This window comes from Parabacteroides sp. 20_3, from assembly GCF_964238835.1.
GTDB classification, from domain to species: domain Bacteria; phylum Bacteroidota; class Bacteroidia; order Bacteroidales; family Tannerellaceae; genus Parabacteroides; species Parabacteroides distasonis.
On the sequence record NZ_CAXSNO010000008.1, the window covers coordinates 140,872 to 163,096 of the forward strand.

A 22,225-nucleotide genomic window follows, 5' to 3' on the forward strand; every position below is an offset into this window, starting at 1 on the left:
AGGGCTTCTTCGAGTTTGCGAAGAGGCCCTTCTGAATTTTGTAGTACTTTAGAAGGATAAATCTAAGATTATATGATGAACAGATGTATTTATTTATTTTGTTGGCTTTGTCTGGCTTGCTGGTTAAAGCCCGTATCTGCAGAGGAGCAAGCCTTGTTGGCGATTCCTGAGCCGGGAGAGAAAACCTTGATTCACTCAGATTGGTATGCCCGGAAAGCGAATGAAGTGAAAATGGATGGGAACCGGTTGAGCGCAGCGCCTTTGGATAAAACAGGATGGTTACCAGCCCGTGTGCCAGGCACGGTATTGACTACACTTTTGGAGAACCATATGTATCCGGCTCCCGAGTTCGGCTTGAATAACAATCTGATACCCGATATACATGAGGTCGGCAATGATTTCTATACTTATTGGTTTACTCGTCAGTTTACTATCAATAATTTACCAGAGGGACGTAATGTCTGGTTAAATTTCCGGGGCATTAATTATAAGGCGGAAATCTTTTTAAATGGTAAGCGGATCAATCGAAATACCCATGAGGGCATGTTCTTGAGGAAGACTTTTAATATAACCCCTTATCTTCGTACGGATGCCCCCAATGTATTAGCGGTATTGGTTTATCCACCTACACATGCCGGAAATCCGAATGGCGGACAAGGTGGCGATGGGCAGATCGCCCGGAATAATACGATGCAATATACGCCGGGCTGGGACTGGATACAACCGGTACGTGACCGGAATACGGGTATTTGGGATGAGGTCTCTATTACGACAACCGGGCCGGTATGCCTCTCTTCTCCTTATGTCGTGACCAAGGTACCCGGCGTACGTGATCCGGAAACGAAAACTCAAAGGGAGGCTTTTGTGAATACTTCTGTCGAGCTAGAGAATACCGGGAGCACTTCCTTAAAAGGACTATTGGTTTGTGAGACGAACGGAACCCGCTTAACCCAGCCGGTTACTTTATCGCCATTCGAGAAGAAAACGGTATCCTTGAATCCTTTAGCGGTAAAGAATCCTCGTTTATGGTGGCCTAACGGTATCGGTGAGCAGCCTTTATATGATATGAACTTCTCTTTTGAGATCGGGAATCAAGTGAGTGACCGTGAACGGTTGCGTTACGGTATTCGGGAGATTACTTCCGATAAATGCCCGGATAACGGGGGACGCCGTTTCTTCGTGAACGGACAGAAAATATACGTCACGGGTGGTAACTATATTAATTCCGATTGGCTGCTTCGTCTTTCTCCGGAACGTTATCGAGATGAGGTACGTTTCCATGCGGAAATGAATCTGCGTATGATCCGTGTATGGGGAGGTGCGTTGGTGGAACGGCCGGAATTCTATAACGCCTGTGATGAGTTCGGTATCTTAGTCTTTCAAGATCTGTGGGGCAGTGGTGATTGCAATGGCGCTTGGGAGGACCCGACCAAGATGGATTCCCGAGAGCGTCGTTGGGAATATCCCGATAATCATGATTTATTTATCGCCTCCGTGGAAGATCAAGTGAAAATGATCCGTAACCATCCGAGTCTTTGTTTCTGGTGTGGGGCGAATGAATGGCCTTTAGCTAAAGATATCGATCAATGTTTGAGAAAGGAGGTTTTCCCCCGGTTAGATCCGGAGCGTCTTTTCGTGAGTTTCTCTACAGATACGTTGTTTACCCGGAATTATTTGGGGGATAATGGGGATGGTCCTTACGGTATACAAGAGCCGGAATGGTTCTTTAGCTTCCGTTCGCATCCGTTTAATCCGGAAGCCGGATCGGTTGGTTCCCCGGAGGTCGAGAGTATGCGGGAGATGATGACGGAACAGGATTTGGCCGGTTTCCCAAGGAAAGGTTTTACTCGTAATTATACGTGGCGGTATCATAAGGATCTGGGCTATGGCGATCATCTGGAGCGATATGGGGAGGTGAAGGATATCGAGACCTATTGTAAGTATGCCCAAGTCGTGAACTATGACCAATATCGTAGTTTTATGGAAGGCTGGGCCTCTCATATGTGGGATTGGTATACGGGTATCTTGATCTGGAAAACCCAGAATCCATGGACATCCTTGCGGGGGCAAATGTATGATTGGTCTCTCGATGTAAATGCTTCCTTGTACGGAACCCGGAAAGGCTGTGAGCCCTTACATGCCTATTATAACCCGGTAACCCGTAAGGCGGGATTGTTGAATACGACCCTGAAAGATTATACGGATTTATCGATTGTAGCCCGTATCTATAATCTGGAAGGTAAACTGCTTTGGGAGAAAGAGACGAGAGCGAGCGCCAAGGCGAATACGGTACAGGAATTATTGGATATCCCCGTTCCGGAAGGGATCAAAGGCGCTTATTTCTTACGGCTGGCTTTGAATGCGGATGTCCCCAATATTTATTGGCTGACAACCGAGCCGAAAGACTACACCAGCTTATCTCAACTTCCGAAGTCAAGACCGGGAATCAAGACCGAGATCAAGAAGGAAGGATCGAATTTCGTAGGTACAGTCCGTCTGAGCGCTGATTCGCAGATCTCGTTCTTCAACCGTATCAAGGTCTTTGATAAGGAGACAGGCAAACGAATCTTACCGGTACATTATTCGGATAACTATATTACGCTAATGCCGGGTGACCAACAAGAAATAAGCTTGGAGTTCCCTGCTAATCTGCCGGAGGAGCGAATACAAATCGTGGTGGATAGCTACAATTCTCCTTTGCCTTGACGTACGATCTCGAAATTATCCGTCGTGCAATCTATAACCGTAGAGGCTTCCAATCCTCCGAAACCGCCGTCGATTACGATATCCACTTGATGCTCGTATTTCTCGTGTATCAATTCCGGATCTGTCGTATATTCGATCACCTCATCCTCGTCACGGATGGACATGGTTAGGATTGGATTTCCCAAGGATTGTACCAATGTACGGGTAATGTTATTATCCGGTACACGGATTCCGACTTCTTTCCGGTTCTTGTAAATCTTTGGAAGCTCGCTGCTGGTGGGTAAGATAAAGGTGAAAGGACCGGGTAGATGTTTCTTCATCAGCTTGAAAGCGGCATTGCTTACCTTGGCGTATTCACTAAGATTAGACAGGTCGTAGCAGATGATAGACAGGTTGCTTTTCTGTGGATTAACCCCTTTCATCTGACATATTTTCTCTACCGCACGCACGTTTAACGCATCGCAACCGATCGCGTAAACCGTGTCGGTAGGATAAACGACAAGGCCGCCGTCCTGCAGGACTTTGACGACCTTGTCTATTTCTTTTTGATTCGGATTCTCCGGATAGATTCTCACTAACATATTAGCCGTAGATAATGTGTCCGTTCTCGTCTGTATATTCCTCTAATCCTTTACTATATTGGTTCATGGCCCGGAGGCTCATACCCATGCTTGAGAAACCACCATCGTGGTATAGGTTCTGCATCGTTACCTTGCGGGTAAAGTCGGAGAACATCATTACGCAATAGTCCGCGCACTCGTCGGCGTTGGCGTTACCCAGTGGACTCATTTTGTTAGAAAAGTCCATCAAGTGTTCCATTCCCTTCACGCCACTACCTGCGGTTGTCATTGTCGGGGATTGGGAGATCGTGTTCACACGTACGCCTTTCTCACGGCCATAGATGTAACCGAAACTACGGGCGATAGATTCCAGCAGGCTCTTAGCGTCCGCCATATCGTTGTATCCGAAGAACGTGCGCTGGGCGGCCACATAACTTAATGCCACTACGGAACCATTCTCGGCGATAGCGTCTTGTTTCTTGGCTACCTGTAGCATCTTGTGGAAAGAGATAGCGGAGATATCCAACGTCTTTTCCAGCATTCCATAGTCCAGATCATCGTACGTACGTTTCTTGCGTACGTTCGGGCTCATACCGATAGAATGTAAAACGAAATCTATTTTACCACCTAATATTTCCACTGACTTCGCGAATACGGTCTCCAGATCCTCTACGCTGGTTGCGTCCGCCGGGATTACCTGCGCGTTCAACTTCTCCGCCAAAGCATCTACCTGACCCATACGAACAGCGATAGGCGTATTGCTTAACGTGATAGTCGCACCTTCCTCTACGGCTCTTTCTGCCACTTTCCAGGCGATAGACATATCGTTCAGCGCACCGAAGATAATGCCTCTCTTGCCTTTCAATAAATTATGACTCATACCTCTTGTTTATTAATTACGGCACAAACATACACAAAATGTGCAACATACGCAAATGAATATCATAGCCCGACATTTGAATATGTGCCTTGATATTAAAACAAGGTAGAGTCATTCTTTGTTGGCGGTTACTTCTTATTCCCGGAAATAAACCCTCTTTACCCGAGGCGAGATAGAGGTTAATATCTCATAAGGGATTGTTTTCAGTTTATCCGAAAGTTCGCTCACCGGTAGTTCGTCGCCGAAAATAATTACGGCGTCGCCTTCTTGCGCATGGATGTCGGTGACGTCGATCATGCAAGCGTCCATGCAGATGTTGCCGATAATCGGGCAGCGTTGTCCATTGATCAAGACTTCCCCGCCTCCGTTGCTGAAGTGGCGATCCAATCCATCGGCGTATCCGATCGGGATGATAGCGATCCGGGAATCACGTTTCACATAACTCATACGGCTATAACCGATCGAATCCCCCGCGGGTACGTTTTGTATTTGCAGGATCGTCGTCTTCAAGGTGCTGACGTTCCGTAAGCCTTTTTGTCCGGATGCGCTTACTCCATATAAACCGATACCTAAACGTACCATATCCATTTGATAAGCGGCGAAACGCTCGATTCCCGCGGAGTTTAGGATATGTTTGATTACCTTATACTCTAACCCATTTTCTAATTCCCCTGCGGCTTTGGTGAATTTATCCAATTGTTGATGGGTAAAATCATCGAAGACGTACGAGTCGCTTCCGGCTAAATGAGAGAAAACCGAACGGGCGATAACCCCGGATTGCGCTCTCAAGCGTTCACAGATCGCCGGGACATCCTCCGGTTGAAACCCTAGGCGATGCATGCCGGTATCGATCTTGATATGGATAGGGTAAGAGGTAATGCCTCTGCGCTCGGTCTCCCGGATCATGGCATCCAATAGGCGGAAGCTATAGACTTCCGGTTCCAGATGGTTCTCGAACAAGACATTGAAACTACTGAATTCCGGATTCATGACGATAATAGGGATCGAGATACCTTCTTTACGCAATTCGGCTCCCTCGTCGGCTACCGCCACGGCCAGATAGTCGCAACGATGTTCTTGAAGGGTCTTCGCCAGCTCGTAAGAGCCGGCTCCATAGCCGAAAGCTTTTACCATACAAACCATCTTAGTCTCCGGCTTTAGCTTGGAACGATACTGATTGAAGTTATGTACGATCGCGTCCAGATTTACCTCTAGGATCGTCTCATGCACCTTTTTCTCCAACAACTCGGAGATCTGCTCGAAATGGAAATGGCGGGAACCTTTAATCAAGATCAACTCATCCTTGAATTTCTTGAAGGAAGGAGACTTGATAAATTCCTCGGTGGTCGTGTAAAACTCCTTCTCGATCTCGAAGACGGAAGCATATTCCTTTAAGTCGCGGCCGATACCGATGATACGATCTATCTTCTTACGGCGAACCAAATCGGCGACCTTCTTATATAGAGATTTCGGCAAGGTGCCCGATTGAAGGATATCGGAGAGGATTAAAGTGCTCTTTAATTGCTTGCCTACCCGGCGGCTTTGTTGGAAATCGAGTGCGATATCCAAGGAGTTGATATCCGAGTTATAGGTATCATTTATCAATAGGCAATTGTTGATACCTTGCTTTACGTCCAATCGCATAGCCACCGGCTCAAGATGTAAGAATTTCGTTACGTCGTTTACGCTGGTGGGTTTTAGGTAAAGCATAACCGCCATACAATGGATCACGTTCTCGATAGAAGCGTCGTCCGTGAACGGAATGGTAACGACCCGGTTGAAGCCCAGTAAAGTACAGTGAATGATCGTCTCAAACTCTTTCTTATCGATAGACTCGATAAACAAAGGAGCCTCGGAGTCCGTACGGCTCCATGCGATCGCTTTATGGGAAAGGCAAGCCGATTCGATACAATTGGCGATAAATAAATCATCCCCATCATAAATAATGGCTTCGCAATCATTGAAAAGCGTCAGCTTCTCCATACATTTCTGATTGGAGGAGAGGAAATTCTCTTGATGAGCCTCCCCGATATTCGTGATGATACCGATCGTGGGGGCGATAATGGGTTGCAGGCGTTCCATCTCGTCCGGTTGTGAGATACCGGCCTCGAAGATGCCCAGTGTATTTTTCTCGCTCATCTGCCATACCGAGAGAGGAACCCCCAACTGGGAGTTGTAGCTCCGGGGCGAACGTACGATGTTGAACTCGTTATGCAGCAGTTGATAGAGGAATTCCTTTACGATCGTCTTTCCGTTGCTACCGGTGATACCGATCACGGGGATGTTGAATTGCTTCCTGTGGTGGGTGGCCAGCTTTTGTAAAGCTCGTAACGTATCTTTTACGATCAGGAAGTTCGCATCCTTCATGCTCTCGAACTCCGGTAGCATATTGCTTACCACGAAGTTGCGAACACGAAGTTTATAGAGTTCCTGTATATATCTATGTCCGTCGTTCGTCTTGGTTTTCAAGGCGAAGAAGAGGCTTTGTTCCGGGAAGGAGAGACGACGGCTATCTGTCAACAACAAACTGACCGTATCGTCAAGCAATTGGTTTGTTTTAGCACCGATAACTCTTGCTATTTCTTTAATTGCGTATTCCATTCTTTTATTTTAGTTTAGACTTTACTGATCCTATTTCATTTAGAATATCAAAGGTATAAATTTTTTCAGACAAAGTATGAAACAAGAGGAATACTTATATTGAACAGACGTTAAATCGATTACGGAGAATGATTAGGTTCCGTTTTGTGCAACAACTTTTCCTGGCTTTTCCGTATATGCTAATATTCTCGCAAGCGGATCCTCTGTTCTTCATGCTAATTTTAAGATCTTTGCATAAAGAATTAACAATAAACAAACCATGAGATCATTAAGTATTTTAGTCTTTTTTATTGCCATCCGTTTTTTATCCTTGGCAGAGACAGTCGTACCTCGCTTATCCCCGTTGTCCTCGAGTATTGAGAAAGAACGGGTCGGGCTGGCTGGTACGTGGTTATTTAACACGTCGCCGGACGAGCGTTTTTGGCTGCGAGGCGCATTAGGCAATGACTGGAAGCCGATAGAGGTACCCGGAGAATGGGTCATGCAAGGCTTTGAGGTAGAAAAGGGAGCGACGGCGGGATATAGCCGGACTTTTTCCGTGCCGGCCGCATGGAAGGGCAAGAGAATCAAGCTTAGATGTAATGCTATCTATAGTGAGAGCCGTTTATATATTAATGGAAAGGAAGCTGCTTATCATATAGGCGGTTTTACTGCTTTTGAGACGGACGTGACCGGGTTGATTCGATTCGGGCAAGAGAACCGGATTGATGTGGCGGTGGTCTGTGAGACAGTTGCGGATTCTTTGGCCAGTGGCTCCCGTTATGCGGTTCATCCATTGGGAGGAATAACCCGTGACCTGTATTTGTTCGCTTTGCCAGAGCGAAATATATCCATGTTCCATGTTTCTACGGCTTTCGACTCTACTTATACGAAAGCGGTATTGAAGGTAGAGACCGAATTGGCGAATGAGGCTTCGGTATCCTCTGGGAATGAGTTAAGCTTATCTTTCCATCTGCGGGATGCCCAAGGAAAAACGGTTCGCTTGGCGCAAGACCACTATCCGGTAGGGGTTATCGAAGCGGGGAAGGTCGTGGGCAAGGAAGTGTCCTTTGATATTGAGAATCCGGAGAAATGGAATCCGGAGCATCCTTATTTATACACGCTTACCTGCCGTCTGACCGATGGAGGCAAGCTTTTGCACGAGACTTCGCGGAAGGTGGGTTTCCGCCAGATCGAGGTGCGTGGGAATCGGATGTTCGTGAATGGCATGCCGATCAAATTGAGAGGTGTATGCCGTCATGAGGTGATGCCCCTGCGGGGACGTTCGGTCAGTGAGGGTCTATGGAGAAAGGATGTCGAGCTTTTCCGTCTTGGCAACGTAAATTACATTCGTACCTCCCATTATCCGCCCGACGAGGCCTTGCTGGAGGCATGCGACGAGCTGGGAATGTTTGTCGAGGTAGAGGCTCCTTTTTGCTGGGCGCACGAGACGAAAGTGCCGGAGGATAAAATGGAGGCCGTATTGGTCAACCAGCATGTCGAGATGGTGAACTTGAACCGCAGTCATCCTTCCGTGCTTATGTGGTCGATGGGGAATGAGTCTAATTTATATACGGAATACTTCAAACGTGCGGCCGAAGTGGTCAAGCGAATAGATCCTACGCGTCCGCGTATTTTCAGCCAATGGGGCCCGGATGCGGATAAGGGAGAATTGGAGGTGACAAACCACCATTACCCGGGTCCGAAAGGTCCGGAGAAGTATCGTAATTATAAGCGTCCGGTCGTGTTTGATGAATTTTGTCATCTGAATGCCTATAACCGTTTCGAGCTTTCCGCAGATCCGGGTGTCCGGAGCATGTGGGGCGAATTGCTGGATCGGATGTGGAATGATATGTACCATAGTGAGGGCGTGCTGGGAGGTGCGATATGGGCTGGTATCGATGATACGTTTTTCCTTCCGGGAGGCCGAGCCGTAGGGTATGGCACTTGGGGACCCTTGGATGGATGGAGACGCGAGAAACCGGAGTATTGGGGGATGAAGAAAGCCTACAGCCCGGTACGTCTGGAACTTCGAGGGAATATGGACAAGGACGGAAAGGTTATGTTTGATGTCGAGAACCGCTATAATTTCACGAACTTATCCGCTTGCGAGATTCAATGGAAAGCCGGAAATCTGTCTGGTACGGTAACTGCGGATATAGCGGCTCGGGAAAGTGGTGTATTGGAAATCAATCTGCCGGAAAAGGCCCGGAAGGAGTCTTTTTTGTCGGTGGTTGTTACCGGGGCGCAGGGCTTTGTGGTGGATGAGTATAAATTCAAGATCCAGCCGGATCGCTTGCGTCCGTTGTCTCCGAAAGCGGGACAAGCGATACGATGCGAGGAAACCGCTGAGGCGATCGTGGTGACCTCCTTGTCTGGTACTTATAAAGTCTCCAAACGGGACGGCTTGCTGGAGGATTACCGGCAGGTATTGATGTTGTTGCCTCTTAACTCGACCGGACGGGGTATCCAGATGGTGGGCGATGGGCAGGATTTCGAGCCTTATAATCCCGTATGTACGAACTGGGTGGCTACTTCCATTGAGAAGAGAGAGGAAGAGGACCAGATCGAGATCGTCGTGAGAGGCCAATATCAGGAGGCGGAAGGTGAGTGGCGCTATCGGATCTTGTCTACGGGCGAGGTTTCCATCGCTTACGACTTTAAGGTACTGAAAGAGGTTTCGCCTCGCCAGATCGGTGTCGTATTATCGCTTCCCGCTACTTATACGCAGCTCGAGTGGAAACGAAAAGGATATTGGTCGGTTTATCCGGAGAACCATATAGGGGCCTTGGAGGGCAAGGCCGAGTTATTCAACGAGTCGTTGGCAATTAGCGGAATGGCCGGTCCGGATAAGCAACCGTCCGTGGATTGGTGTTTGGATCAGACCGCATCGGGATCGAATATGTTTCGCTCTACCAAGGAGCATATTTACGAGGCTACGTTAGCCGATCGTAAATCGGGAATCTCGGTGAAGGTGCTTTCTGACGGTACACAATCGGTCCGTTGCTGGAAGGATAAGCAAAAGGTGAGGATGCTGGTTGCGGATTATAATAATGCAGGGAAGGAGGGCTTCCTTTCTCCGCACATAGAATATGCTTACCGTACGTTGAAGTATGGGGAGCGGGTGAATGGAGAGTTCTTGTTTATACGCTCTGTCTTGAAATAATAAAATAATGAAGTAATAAAAAGTATGTACGATCGATATAAGAGAGTTTTATTCTGTGCCGGGTTTCTACTTTCCTTTTGTTTTGTCTTGCAGGCTGAAGACAAGGGGTTGCGACGAGTGGCGACCAATGATTGCGGTGTGGATAATGCGCAGCCCTTTCTGATAAAGGGAGAGAATGGTATCTTGCCGGAATCTTTTCCGGGGAGTAAGGAGGCTAAAACGATCAACGTTGGCAATACGCTTATCTATGCTTTCGACCAGATGGATATACAGGCCGATTACCAGATGGAAGTTGTCTATCTGGCTGATAAGCGCGGCGAGCAACGTGTCGTTGCCGATGGGAATGAGGTACAAGCCCCCGTTGTCCTTGAGAAAGGAGTGGAGCGACGATATGTGATAGACCTGCCTAAGAAAGCCTATGCTTATGGACAGTTAGTCTTGGTATTTGAGGCATTGAATGGCGATAATGCGGTTGTCTCGGAACTGAATTTGTATTCGTCTAACCCAGCTCCGCTGAAACCTTTCGAGGGGGATCGGAAAAAGGATCTGGTACATATCCAAGCGTATACGGTAGATACGACCGTTTGTGCCGAAAAGGTGTTGCCTATATATGCGATTAAGCCGCATCTGGTAGCCGGCGTATATAATCCGGTCTTATCATTGAATGGGATTTGGTCGTTTAATGAGAAGCCCGCTACTTATTTTTATGAGCGGAAACAGATGGGGCAGGAGTGGAAGCCAATCGTGATACCGGGACAGTGGTCTATGCAGGGCTTTCAGGTTGATTCCGCGGCTTTTGGGGGGTACCAGACTACGTTTACCTTGCCTGCGGATTGGAGCGGGAAACGGGTGAAGTTGCGCTTCGATGGTGTTTCCAGCGAGTCGGTCGTTTATTTGAATGGAAAGGAGATAGGTTCCCATATGGGAGGTATGACAGCTTTCGAGCTGGATGTGACGAATGGGTTGAGGAGCGGCGAGAACGTATTGGCTTTGCGGGTTCGTAGTGAGTCGTTGGCTGATATGTTGGGTAGCTTGACGCAATATGCGGCGCATCAATTGGGGGGGATTACGCGTAAAGTGACGCTTTTCGCCGTTCCGGAGGTTCACTTGTCCGATCTGCGTATCGTAACGGATTTGGATGATGCATATAAGGATGCGGAATTGAAAGTGTATGTATCGGTAACGAATGCTTCTGCGAATGTGCAAAAGAATCTCTCGGTTCGTCTTTCGGTATCGGGTGAACCGGTCGTTTTGAGTCAGGCTATTCCGGAGATAGCGGCTGGATCTACTTGGAGCGGTTGGCTGACCGGAAAGATTGCCTCTCCGAAAAAGTGGGATAGCGAGCATCCTAATTTGTACACGTTGAAAGTCGAGTTGGGAACTTCGGAAAAGATTGTCGAGCAAGTGAAGAAACGCTTTGGTTTCCGAGAGATCCAGATTCAAGGAAATCGTATGCTAGTAAATGGAAAGGCGGTTAAGCTGAAAGGTGTGTGCCGTCATGAGATGCATCCGCTGACAGGCCGTGTGATGAATCCGGCGTTGGCACGAAAAGATATTGAGTTGTATCGGGACGCTAACTGTAACTTCATCCGTACATCTCATTATCCACCTTGTGAGGAGATGTTGGAGGTGTGCGACGAGCTGGGGATGTTTGTCGAGGTAGAGGCTCCGGTTTGCTGGCTTGGCCATCATGCGAATGAGAACTGGAAGGTATTGGATTACCGCGAACAGAAATATTATCCCTATGTATTGCAAGTCAATATGGAGATGATCCAATTCTACCGGAATCATCCCTCCATTATCTTCTGGTCTATGGCGAACGAGTCTTATTGGAATAAGGAATTTGCGCAGGTACAGGTGTATATGGAAAAGGCGGACCCGACACGTCCGCTCACCTTTCACGATCAAGGATATGGTGGCTTTAATAATCAGGGGAGCACGGCTCCTATCTCCAATATTCATTATCCGGGGCCGGATGGGTATAAGGTAGCGGCGAAGAGTGATCGTCCGATGACCTATGGTGAATACTGCCACTTAAATGTATATAATCGGAGTGAGTTGGTGACGGATCCCGGTGTCCGGAGCGATTGGGCATTAGCGTTGGCTCCTACATGGGAAAATATGTATAAGACTCCGGGTGTATTGGGTGGTTCCATTTGGTCTGGTATCGATGACATCTTCCAGTTACCGAACGGTGATGCGGTTGGTTATGGCGCTTGGGGGCCAATTGATGGCTGGCGTCGGCCGAAACCGGAATATTGGGATATGAAAAAGATTTATAGTCCGATTCGTGTGACTACAAAGACATTATCTCCGGCCAAGGAACTGGTTATTGATCTGGAAAATCGGTACACGTATACGAACTTGAATGAATTGCAGGTTAATTGGGTCTATGGGGAAGAAAAAGGAAGTATCTTTGTTGATCTTGAACCTGGTGAGAAAGGGCAGTTGCGTGTTCGGCCGGTTCATCCGGAAAAGGCCAATGAGCTTTATCTCTCTTTCGTGGATCCCCGCGGATTTACGGCAGATGAGTATCTGATTCCGGTGGGAAGGCAGATACAGAATGAGTCGCAGGTGTTAGCGGCTGTTCCGACTCGCTTGAAAGAGAAAAAAGATCGTTATATGATTACCGGAAAGGATTTTACTTGCGAGATCAGCCGTATTTCCGGTCAGATACTTTCGGTAAAGAAAGGGAAAAAAGAGGTCTTGAATGGCGGGCCGTGGTTGATGGCGTTGCCGTTGACCAGTGGGGGGTGTTATCCGAATCATAATGCGAATACGCCTGCGTTTAATGATTTATGCTCTGATTGGAAAGTTGAGAAAGTAGATGCTGTCCGAGAGGGAAATGATGTGGTGGTAAAGGTAAAAGGGGCGTATAAGGAGTTTGCCGGGTCGTATGACTTGAAGGTGAATGCGAATGGTGAGCTGTCGGTCGTTTATGCCTTTGATGCGCTTGAGGATGTGAATCCGAGACAATGGGGATTGGTCTTCGAGGCTCCTGTTTCTTTCGATCAAACATTCTGGCGTCGTGACGGGTTGTGGAGTGTCTATCCTTCCGACCATATCAGTCGTCCGGTAGGTGAGGCCAGCCTGTTTTATGAGGGTCTTCCGAAGAAGGTCGATCCGCATACGGAACCGGCTTGGTCTTGGAGTATGGATTATAATGAGTTGGGTAGTAATGATTTCCGGTCTACACGTCGGAATATATGGTATGCCGGGCTGAGAAGCATGAATGGAAGTAAGATAACCGTTCCTTCTAACGGCCGGCAACATTGGCGTTCTTGATTGGAGAAGGACAAGATCCGCTTTTTGGTTGCCGACTTTGTTACGGCCGGAAATGAGATATTCCTGAGTACCTATTACGATCCGTACCGGAAACCTGTTCGGAAAGGAGAACGGATCGGGGGAGAGATCCTAGTAAGAGTAGAATAATAAATATACTGATAAATGAAATACTTGAATTTAGTATTGGGTTGCTTATTACTTTCGGCCTGTGCCGACAACCCGAAATCGGAACTGACCATGGAGTGCCGTCCAACGATGCTGGTTGAGGCTACGGACTCTCCGGAAATGATTATTGAGAAGGCGGCGCATATCGTGCCTACCGACAATCAGTTGGAGGCTTTACGGGATGAGTTTATCGCTTTTATCCATTTCGGGCCTAATACGTTCACCCGCATGGAGTGGGGAAATGGTATGGAGGATCCTCGTATATTCGACTTGAAGGAGTTGGATACGGATCAATGGTGTGAGACGATGAAAGAGGCGGGAATGAAGAAGGTTATATTCACCGCCAAGCACCACGATGGTTTTGTCTTGTGGCAGAGCCGTTATACGAAGCACGGTATCATGTCTACCGGTTTCCGGGATGGAAAGGGGGATGTATTGAAGGACTTGTCCGCCTCTTGCCAAAAGTATGGCTTGAAGCTGGGAGTATACCTTTCTCCGGCGGATTTGTTCCAAATTGAAAGTCCTACGGGATTGTATGGTAATTTGAGTAAGTATACCAAGCGTACCATTCCGCATGAGGTGCCGGGGCGTCCGTTTGAAAACAAGACTACTTTCGAGTTTGAGTTGGATGATTACAATGAGTATTTCATGAACCAGCTATTCGAACTCTTGACCGAATACGGCCCGATCCATGAGGTCTGGTTCGATGGGGCACACCCGAAGCGCAAGGGAGGCCAGCAATATAAATATTCGGCTTGGAAGGACTTGATTCATTCGTTAGCGCCGGAGGCCGTGATCTTTGGCCGCGAGGATATTCGTTGGTGTGGCAATGAGGCTGGAAGGACTCGTGATACGGAATGGAATATCATCCCTTACCCGGAAAATCCGGACACGACCTCTTATTTCCCCGACATGACGGATGAGGATTTGGGTAGCCGCGAACAATTACTCAAGGCAAAATATCTGCATTATCAACAGGCTGAGACTAATACGTCTATTCGTGAGGGTTGGTTCTACCGAGATGATGATCGCCAGCGTGTGAGAAGCGCGGACGACGTGTTCGATATCTATGAGCGTGCTGTAGGTGGAAACTCTACTTTCTTGTTGAATATCCCCCCCAACCGTGAGGGGCGTTTCTCTGCGCAGGATGTCAGCGTATTGAAAGAGGTAGGCAAGCGTATCCGTCAGACGTACGGTACGGATCTGCTGGCTCAGGCGGATGGCCCGAAAGAATGGTTGGATAAGGATGATACCACTTTCCGTGCTGTGATCGCAGGAGGCGAAGGGGTTGTCATAGAGACCGCGAAGCCTGTTACCGTGAACCGCTTTATATTGCAAGAAGCGATCGCTACCAATGGTGAACGAGTGGAGAGACATGCGCTTGACGCTTGGGTAAATGGCGAGTGGAAAGAGATCGTGGAGGCGACTAACATCGGTTATAAACGGATCCTCCGTTTCCCGAACGTGACAACCGACAAATTCAGGGTGCGCATATTGGAGTCACGTCTGATTCCGGCTATCAGTGAGGTAGCGGCCTATTATTACGAGTCGCGTCCGCCGCGGTTGACCGTGCGCAGGAACGAGGTGGGAGCGGTTTGTGTTGAGACCTTGCGCCAGGATTTCAAATGGAATACGTATGAGCAGGATATGGCTAGCGATTTAAATGCTGGCTTCAAGATCCATTATACGACTGACGGTACGATGCCCGACGAGAATTCTCCGGAATATAAGGAGCCTTTCGTGTGGGATAACGGTGAGGTGAAAGCGGTTGCCATACTGAATGGTCGTTCCGGTGAGGTGTGTGAGTCGCTCTTGGGATATGACAAGAGGAGTTGGAAAGTAGAAACTGATAATTCCCGCTCGGTCACCATCCGGTTGGATACGCCTCGCATATTGTCCGGCTTGGCTTATACGCCACAATCGGACAAGGAAGTCCAGATGATCGTGAAGGGAGCCGTGAAGATCAGCGATGACGGAAAGACATGGAAAACAGCCGGAGCTTTTGAGTTCGGTAATTTGAAGAATGACCCGACCCGCCGCAACTTTCATTTCACGGAAGCGGTAAAGGCCCGGTATGTACGTTTGGAAGCGAATCGAGAGATCGACTCGAAGTTGATGGAATACGATCTGTTTTAACCCGGAATGGTTTATTGGGAAACCACTAAAAGGAGAGTTCCGATTAGTGCATCGTTTCCTAAGTATATATTCCGCAATGCTTAAGTATAAAGGGTTATAATATAAGTTATTAGTTGTTCGAAATACCGAATTTTGCATGGTTGAACAACTAATAATTTATTTATGGACAAATTAAAAGGAAAAGCCATTTCCTGTAAGATCGCAGGAAAGTATTTTCTGCCGGCTGTTATTGCCCTCGCTTTCTCTACGGGAGCGATGCAAGCCTCAGAAAAGGGAAGGACGAGTTTTGATGTTGAGAGCGTAACCCACTCGCAACAAGAAAGAGAGTTAACGGGAGTTGTAACAGATGCTAAGGGAGAGCCCATTATTGGAGCGAATGTCGTAATAAAAGGAACTACGCAAGGAAGCATAACAGATTTGGATGGACGTTTTGTTTTGCAAGTCCCCGAGAATGCGGTCTTGCAGATCTCTTATATCGGCTATGTGATGCAAGAGGTGGAGGTGGGAAATAAGACCTCGGTTACAATCTTACTGAAAGAGGATTCACAAGCCTTGGAAGAGGTGGTTATCGTAGGTTTTGGTGCACAGAAGAAAGTGAACCTTACGGGTTCTGTCAGCAGTGTGGATTCTGAGAAGTTGTCGGGGATGCCTGCCACGAACGTAACCAGTATGTTGCAAGGTAAGTTGCCGGGCGTGGCGATTACTCAATCGTCAGGATTGCCGGGACGTGAGAAGACCTCAATTCGCATACGTGGTATCGGTACGATGAATAATTCCGATCCGATGGTCTTGGTGGATGGATTGGAATCTTCCATGGATGATGTCAACCCGAATGATATTGAGAGTGTGAGCGTATTGAAAGATGCCGCAGCTTCTTCTATTTACGGAACCCGTGCGGCTAACGGTGTGATTCTTATCACGACTAAACGAGGTAAGACGGGTAAACCTTCCATTACCTACAACGGATATGTCGGATTCCAGAAAGACATCAATCGCCAGAAACATCTTTCCTCAGCACAATATGCGGAGCTGTACAATGAGGGTTTAAGGAACGAGGGAGCCTCGCCCGCTTATTCTGCGGAAGATATACAGAAATACCGGGATGGATCCGATCCGGACAATTATCCGAATACGGATTGGATGGATGCGCTATTACAAGGTAGCGGATTCACGCATAATCATAATATCAGTTTGAACGGTGGAACGGAAGCGACACGCTACGCCGTCTCTTTGGGATATTATGACCAGTTGGGTCTGACCAAGAATACGGACTATGACCGTTACAATGTCCGTATTAATTTGGATAGCAAGGTGAACGATCGTCTGTCTTTCGGCGTGAATAGTAGTTTGTCGTATCGGGATATCTCGGTACCTACCACTCCTTATAATAACTCGGACGATTTGGCACAGTTCTTTCGCCAAGCGAATCGTATCCCAAATATGTACGTAAACAAATACTCGGATGGTTCTTGGGGACGGCATATCGACGGAAACCCGATCGCTTGGCTGGAAGCGGGAGGAAAGGGTACTACCCAAGCCGTGCATGCTTTGGGGAGTGCTTTTGCGGAATTGAAGATTATCGAGGGCCTTACCTTGAAAGGGATAGCTGGTGTGGATTATGACATGAAAGAAGAGAAAATCCATATCAAAGAGATTCGTTATGGAAATGGAACCGTACAGGGACCGAATAGCGTGAATGATATGTGGGAGCGGAAAATGACGGTAACCCTTCAGGCTTTATTGAATTATGAGAAGCAAATCGGGGCGCATAATATAAAAGGTATGCTGGGTGTCTCTCGCGAGTCGTATCGTTATCATCAAACGAAGGCGTACCGGAAGAATTTCCCGAGTAATGATCTGGATGAACTGAACGGCGGTTCTACGGATGGATGGAGCAACGAGGGAAAAGCGCTCGACTCGAATATTGGCTCTTATTTCGGACGTATCAACTATGATTATGCCGGCCGTTATTTATTGGAGGCTAATTTCCGTGCGGATGGTTCTTCTAAGTTCGCCAGTGGAAATCGTTGGGGATATTTCCCTTCATTCTCTGCCGGATGGCGTATTTCAGAGGAGGCTTTTATGGAGTCGATCGAGTGGTTGGATAATTTAAAGATCAGAGGATCGTGGGGTCAGTTGGGTAATCATCGGATGGATGATTATCAATATATTGCGTTGATCGCATTGGGACAGAATTATCCGTTTAACGGAACAATCTCTGACGGTGCTGCACAAACGGCGGCTAACAATCCCGATATCTCTTGGGAGACAACCACAGAGTTTGACTTGGGTTTTGACTTGAGCGTGAAGAATGGCCTGTTCTCTTTCTCCGCCGATTATTACGATCGATATACGGATAATATCCTGACGAAGGTTCCCGTAACCTTGATTTATGGATTGGAGGCTCCGGTCTCTAACGCCGGCGCTATGCGGAACCGGGGTGTCGAACTTTCATTCGGACATCAGAACAGCGTGAGCGATTTCCAATATGGGGTAGACGCATATGTGGCGTTTAATAAGAATAAGGTGGAGAAATACTTGAATCCTTCCAAGGGTGATAAGATCCGGATGGAGGGAGAGTCGTGGGATTCATTCTACGGGTATGAATGCATAGGTATCTTTATGTCGGATGAAGAGGCCGCCAGCAGTCCGGTTCATTCTTCCTTGGTCAAGGGAGGCGACTTGAAGTTCAAGGATCAAAATGGAGACGGTAAGATAGATGCGGAAGACCGTGTCGTACTAGGTAACACCATTCCGAATGTTACCTTCGGACTTAACTTGAACATGAGTTTCAAGGGATTCGATCTCTCTGCTGCGTTCCAAGGTGCAGCCGATGTATATCGTACGGTAGACCGCGAGTCTATGTGGGGATTTATCGATGGAGCGAATGCTCAGGAGAAGCATCTTGACCGTACGATCGTGGAGAATGGTCAGGTGACTAGCTTAGGCCATTACCCCCGTTTGTTGATCAATCAGTCGCATAATCGTGTCATGAGTTCTTTTTTGGCGATGAATGCGAGCTATTTGCGCTTGAAGAATTTGCAAGTTGGTTATAATTTGCCGGAATCTCTATTGAAATCTGTGGGAATCGGACGTGCTCGTGTATATGTCAGTGGGCAGAATTTATTTACGATCTCTGGGCTTCCGAAAGACTTCGATCCGGAAGGTCCTAATGGTGCTGCGGGATCTTCTTATCCGCAAGTCGCTATTTATACGTTAGGTTTAGATGTTACATTTTAAATAGAATACTCAAATGAATAAGTTTTATATGACGGGAATGTCGCTGCTCTCTTTTGCCTTGGTTTCTTGTGGCGACAGTTTTTTGGATGTAACGCCAGCCGATCAGTTATCGGACGCTACATTCTGGCAATCGGAAACCGATGCGGATAGAGCCTTGACCGGTTGCTACCGGGGTTGGGAGAGCGCTACGAATATCGTTTTCCTGGATGCCGCTACCGATAATGGTTATGAGCAGTTCGACTATAATTATCAGGCGTTAGGAAATGGGCAGATCCTGCCGACTTCCGCTCCGGGACATCAGTCTCCTTGGATCGACGAATTCGCTACAGAATGGTTTACGTACGACCGTATTCGCAAATACAATAACTTCTTGGAGAAGATCGATGCCGTAGAGATGGATGCGGCAAAGAAAGAACGTTATAAGGCAGAGGTACGTTTCCTTAGGGCTTACGACTATTACAACAAGGTTATGTTTTATGGTGATATACCCTTGGTGACAAAGGTATTCGCGAATGCTGAGGAGGCGAATATGGCTCGTACACCACAAAATGAGGTGATCGATTTCGTGTTGACAGAGCTGGCCGCTATCGAAAACGCTCTACCGGAGCAAAACCAGATTCAGTCGGGTGGCCATATCACCAAGGGGGCGGTATTGGCGTTGAAGGCTCGTTTTGAGCTATATCTGGGGAAATACGCCGAGGCTCAGGCAGATGCGGCTAAGGTGATCGCTATGGGTTGCTATGAGTTGTACCCGGATTACGAGACTCTTTTCTATCCTGAGGCGGAAACATCCAACAAGGAGTCTATTTTGGATGTGCAATATATAAAGGATCAGTATAAGAACATGATTCCGCAATTGAATCTTCCTGCGATCGAAGGCGGTTGGTCTGCCTTGAATGCCTTATGGCCGTTCGTAGAAGCCTTCCAAATGCGAAACGGTAAGTTTATCGATGAGGCAGGTTCCGGCTATGATGACAATAAGCCTTTCAAGGATCGTGATCCTCGTTTGAAAAAGATTGTTTTGTGCCCGGGAGAAGAGTACAACGGACGTATCTATAACCCATTGGATAAGTTGATAAACGGGCAGTCGAATGATGATTATCATGTGAACGCCGCTGCTTCCCGCGGAGGGTTGTTAGTAAAGAAGCATATTTATCCTATGTCGGTGGAAGATGCCAACAATTACGATGTGAACACGATGGTCATCCGTTTGGCCGAGATGTATTTGACGTTTGCCGAATGTGCGTTGAAAACAGGTTCGGGAAAAGAGGAAGCATTACGCTATATCAATGCGATCCGCGAGCGTTCCGGAATGCCGGCGGTAACGAGTTTGACAGAGAAAATCGTGCGTTACGAACGTCGTGTGGAGCTTGCCTTCGAGGGATTGAGATATTTCGACTTGAAACGTTGGGACCTTGGCCCTGAGTTATTGAATGGACAGGCGATCGGTTGTCGGGACGGATCGGTGAACTCTACTACTGGCGAGGTGACGTGGAATGGTAATTATATCATACTGGAAGAACGTAAATTCTTACCGGCTCGTAAATATCTGTTGCCGATCCCTCAAGTGGAACTAGACCGGAATGAGAATATGGTACAGAACGAGGGATACTGATAAGAGAGAGACGGGGCGTGCCCCGTCTCTACTTATTTTGTGAAATTGGAAGAGATGATCGAGAGCGTGTTTGCGCAGAGTCGGCTGATCTCATCCCATTTTTTTTCTTGGATGCTTTCCTTCGGAAAGAGCTTGCTTCCCATACCCACACAAACAACCCCGGCCTCGAACCACTTCTTGAGATTTTCCTCGGTAGGCTCTACCGCTCCGGTTGCCATGATCATGGCCCAAGGTAATGGGGCCTTGATGTTTTTTACGAAAGAGGGGCCACCTACATTTCCGGCGGGGAATATTTTACATATAACGCAACCGGCTTCTTGTGCGTCGCTGATCTCACTGACCGATCCGCAACCGGGTATATAGGGAACACCTCGGCGGTTACATGTTTTCGCTATGTCGGGATTGAAACAAGGGCCGACAACGAAATTTGCTCCTAATTGCATATAAAGGGCAGCTGTGGCAGGTTCTACCACTGATCCGATGCCCAATACCAATTCCGGGCATTCCGTGGCGGCGAATCTGGATAGTTCAGAAAATACCTCATGGGCGAAATCTCCCCGGTTCGTGAACTCGAATACACGTATGCCGCCTTCGTAACAGGATTTCAGCACGTTTTTCGCGACTTCAGGATCTTTATGATAGAATACCGGGACGATTCCGGTAGATACCACTATATTGATGGTTTGTAACAGATTGAATCTAGCCATATGTTTTTATGATTCTTATTATTGAATGATTTAATCGGTTTATCTGGATACTCTTCCGCTAGCGTCGCCTGCCATGAGTTTTTCTACTTCCTCTACCGAGACCAAGTTGAAATCCCCATAAATGGTGTGCTTGAGGCAACTGGCGGCTACAGCGAAATCAAGTGCTTTTTGGTCATCCTCCGGATACCGATTCAATCCGTAGATCAATCCTCCCATGAATGAGTCGCCGCCGCCTACCCGGTCTACGATATGGGTTATGTCATAGCGTTTGCTCTCATAAAGACGGTTGTCGCTCAGCAGTACGCCTCCCCAGGTGTTATGGTTGGCGTTTATCGCCCCGCGCAATGTGATGATAACCTTCCGGGCCCGTGGAAACCGGTTTTTCATTTGCCTGCAAACCGACTCGAAGCCGGAAGCGTCTACCTCGCCGTTCGTATGTGTGACATCGAAGTTCTCGGGTCGGATGCCGAATACCTTCTCGCAATCCTCCTCGTTCCCCAGAATAATGTCACAACCGGCAACCAGCTCCGGCATTACCTCTGCCGCGGATTTACCGTATTTCCAAAGATTCTTGCGGAAATTGAGATCGCATGATACGGTTATACCCAGTTCGTTGGCAGCCTTGATCGCCTCTAGGCATACCTCTGCCGCTCCTTGTGAGATGGCTGGCGTGATGCCGGTCCAGTGAAACCAGCTCGCTCCATTGAATACGGTTTTCCAGTCGATCATTCCCGGCTCGATCTCGGAAATAGCTGAGTGGGCACGGTCGTAAACCACTTTGCTGGCACGTGCCACGGCTCCTGTCTCAAGGAAATAAATGCCTAACCGGTCCCCGCCGTATAGAATATGCCGGGTTCCTACGCCATGTTTACGCAACTCCATCAGGCAAGCGTTCGCGATGTCATTTTTCGGAAGCCGTGTGATGAATTCCGTCTCCAACCCGAAGTTGGCCAACGAGACCGCTACGTTGGCTTCTCCACCACCAAAGGTAGCCGCATACGTGTCGGATTGGCAAAAACGTAAGTGCCCAGGCGTAGACAGGCGAAGCATGATCTCGCCAAATGTTATGATTTTTGTTCCCATTTTATGAAAATGTTTTATTGGATAAATAATGTATGGCAAAGTTATGTATTGAATTCTCGAGACGGCTGTCCGCAGGTTTCTCCGATTTGACTTATACGGAAT

11 protein-coding genes are annotated in these 22,225 nt (G+C 47.8%); 6 read left to right on the forward strand and 5 right to left on the reverse strand.

The features are described 5' to 3' along the window. Positions 1 to 72 precede the first annotated feature (72 nt). A complete protein-coding gene (locus ACESPU_RS16660; RefSeq protein WP_259010650.1) occupies positions 73 to 2,706 on the forward strand; it encodes a glycoside hydrolase family 2 TIM barrel-domain containing protein in 2,634 nt (877 codons plus the stop codon). Here ACESPU_RS16660 and ACESPU_RS16665 read toward each other — a convergent pair. The 3 genes from ACESPU_RS16665 to ACESPU_RS16675 all read right to left on the reverse strand — a co-directional run bounded on the left by ACESPU_RS16665 (position 2,685) and on the right by ACESPU_RS16675 (position 6,747). After that, positions 2,685 to 3,287: an L-threonylcarbamoyladenylate synthase gene (locus ACESPU_RS16665; RefSeq protein WP_005867379.1), complete on the reverse strand. Its 603-nt coding sequence runs from the start codon at positions 3,285 to 3,287 to the stop codon at positions 2,685 to 2,687. The two genes, ACESPU_RS16660 and ACESPU_RS16665, sit on opposite strands and share 22 nt — an antisense overlap. 1 nt (position 3,288) lies before the next feature. Further along, positions 3,289 to 4,146, reverse strand: a complete 858-nt coding sequence (locus ACESPU_RS16670) for an enoyl-ACP reductase (protein WP_005859732.1) — start codon at positions 4,144 to 4,146, stop codon at positions 3,289 to 3,291. A gap of 135 nt (positions 4,147 to 4,281) precedes the next feature. After that, a complete protein-coding gene (locus tag ACESPU_RS16675; RefSeq protein WP_373133533.1) occupies positions 4,282 to 6,747 on the reverse strand; it encodes a bifunctional UDP-N-acetylmuramoyl-tripeptide:D-alanyl-D-alanine ligase/alanine racemase in 2,466 nt (821 codons plus the stop codon). Between the two features lie 259 nt (positions 6,748 to 7,006). Between ACESPU_RS16675 and ACESPU_RS16680 the strand changes: the two genes are divergently transcribed. The 5 genes from ACESPU_RS16680 (at position 7,007) to ACESPU_RS16700 (ending at position 20,333) form a co-directional block, all read left to right on the forward strand. Further along, positions 7,007 to 9,892: a glycoside hydrolase family 2 TIM barrel-domain containing protein gene (locus ACESPU_RS16680; RefSeq protein ID WP_122143859.1), complete on the forward strand. Its 2,886-nt coding sequence runs from the start codon at positions 7,007 to 7,009 to the stop codon at positions 9,890 to 9,892. 24 nt (positions 9,893 to 9,916) lie between these two features. Beyond that, complete coding sequence (locus ACESPU_RS16685) at positions 9,917 to 13,177, forward strand: glycoside hydrolase family 2 protein (protein WP_227154464.1); 3,261 nt, start codon at positions 9,917 to 9,919, stop codon at positions 13,175 to 13,177. 162 nt (positions 13,178 to 13,339) lie between these two features. Then, positions 13,340 to 15,478 carry an alpha-L-fucosidase gene (locus tag ACESPU_RS16690; RefSeq protein WP_122143860.1) on the forward strand — a complete coding sequence of 713 codons (2,139 nt, stop codon included), beginning with the start codon at positions 13,340 to 13,342 and terminating at the stop codon, positions 15,476 to 15,478. A 162-nt stretch (positions 15,479 to 15,640) separates the two neighbouring features. Beyond that, positions 15,641 to 18,718, forward strand: a complete 3,078-nt coding sequence (locus ACESPU_RS16695; RefSeq protein ID WP_122143861.1) for a TonB-dependent receptor — start codon at positions 15,641 to 15,643, stop codon at positions 18,716 to 18,718. A gap of 13 nt (positions 18,719 to 18,731) precedes the next feature. Further along, positions 18,732 to 20,333 (forward strand): RagB/SusD family nutrient uptake outer membrane protein, encoded by a 1,602-nt coding sequence (locus tag ACESPU_RS16700; protein WP_122143862.1) that lies wholly within the window; start codon positions 18,732 to 18,734, stop codon positions 20,331 to 20,333. A gap of 32 nt (positions 20,334 to 20,365) precedes the next feature. On the opposite strand, the gene ACESPU_RS16705 is transcribed toward ACESPU_RS16700, so the two are convergent. Both ACESPU_RS16705 and ACESPU_RS16710 read right to left on the reverse strand, forming a co-directional pair. Next, entirely contained in the window at positions 20,366 to 21,040 is a 675-nt protein-coding gene (locus ACESPU_RS16705; RefSeq protein ID WP_158532712.1) for a bifunctional 4-hydroxy-2-oxoglutarate aldolase/2-dehydro-3-deoxy-phosphogluconate aldolase, read from the reverse strand. Between the two features lie 39 nt (positions 21,041 to 21,079). Further along, positions 21,080 to 22,123, reverse strand: coding sequence for a sugar kinase (locus tag ACESPU_RS16710; RefSeq protein ID WP_122143864.1), 1,044 nt, complete (start codon positions 22,121 to 22,123; stop codon positions 21,080 to 21,082). Positions 22,124 to 22,225 lie beyond the last annotated feature (102 nt).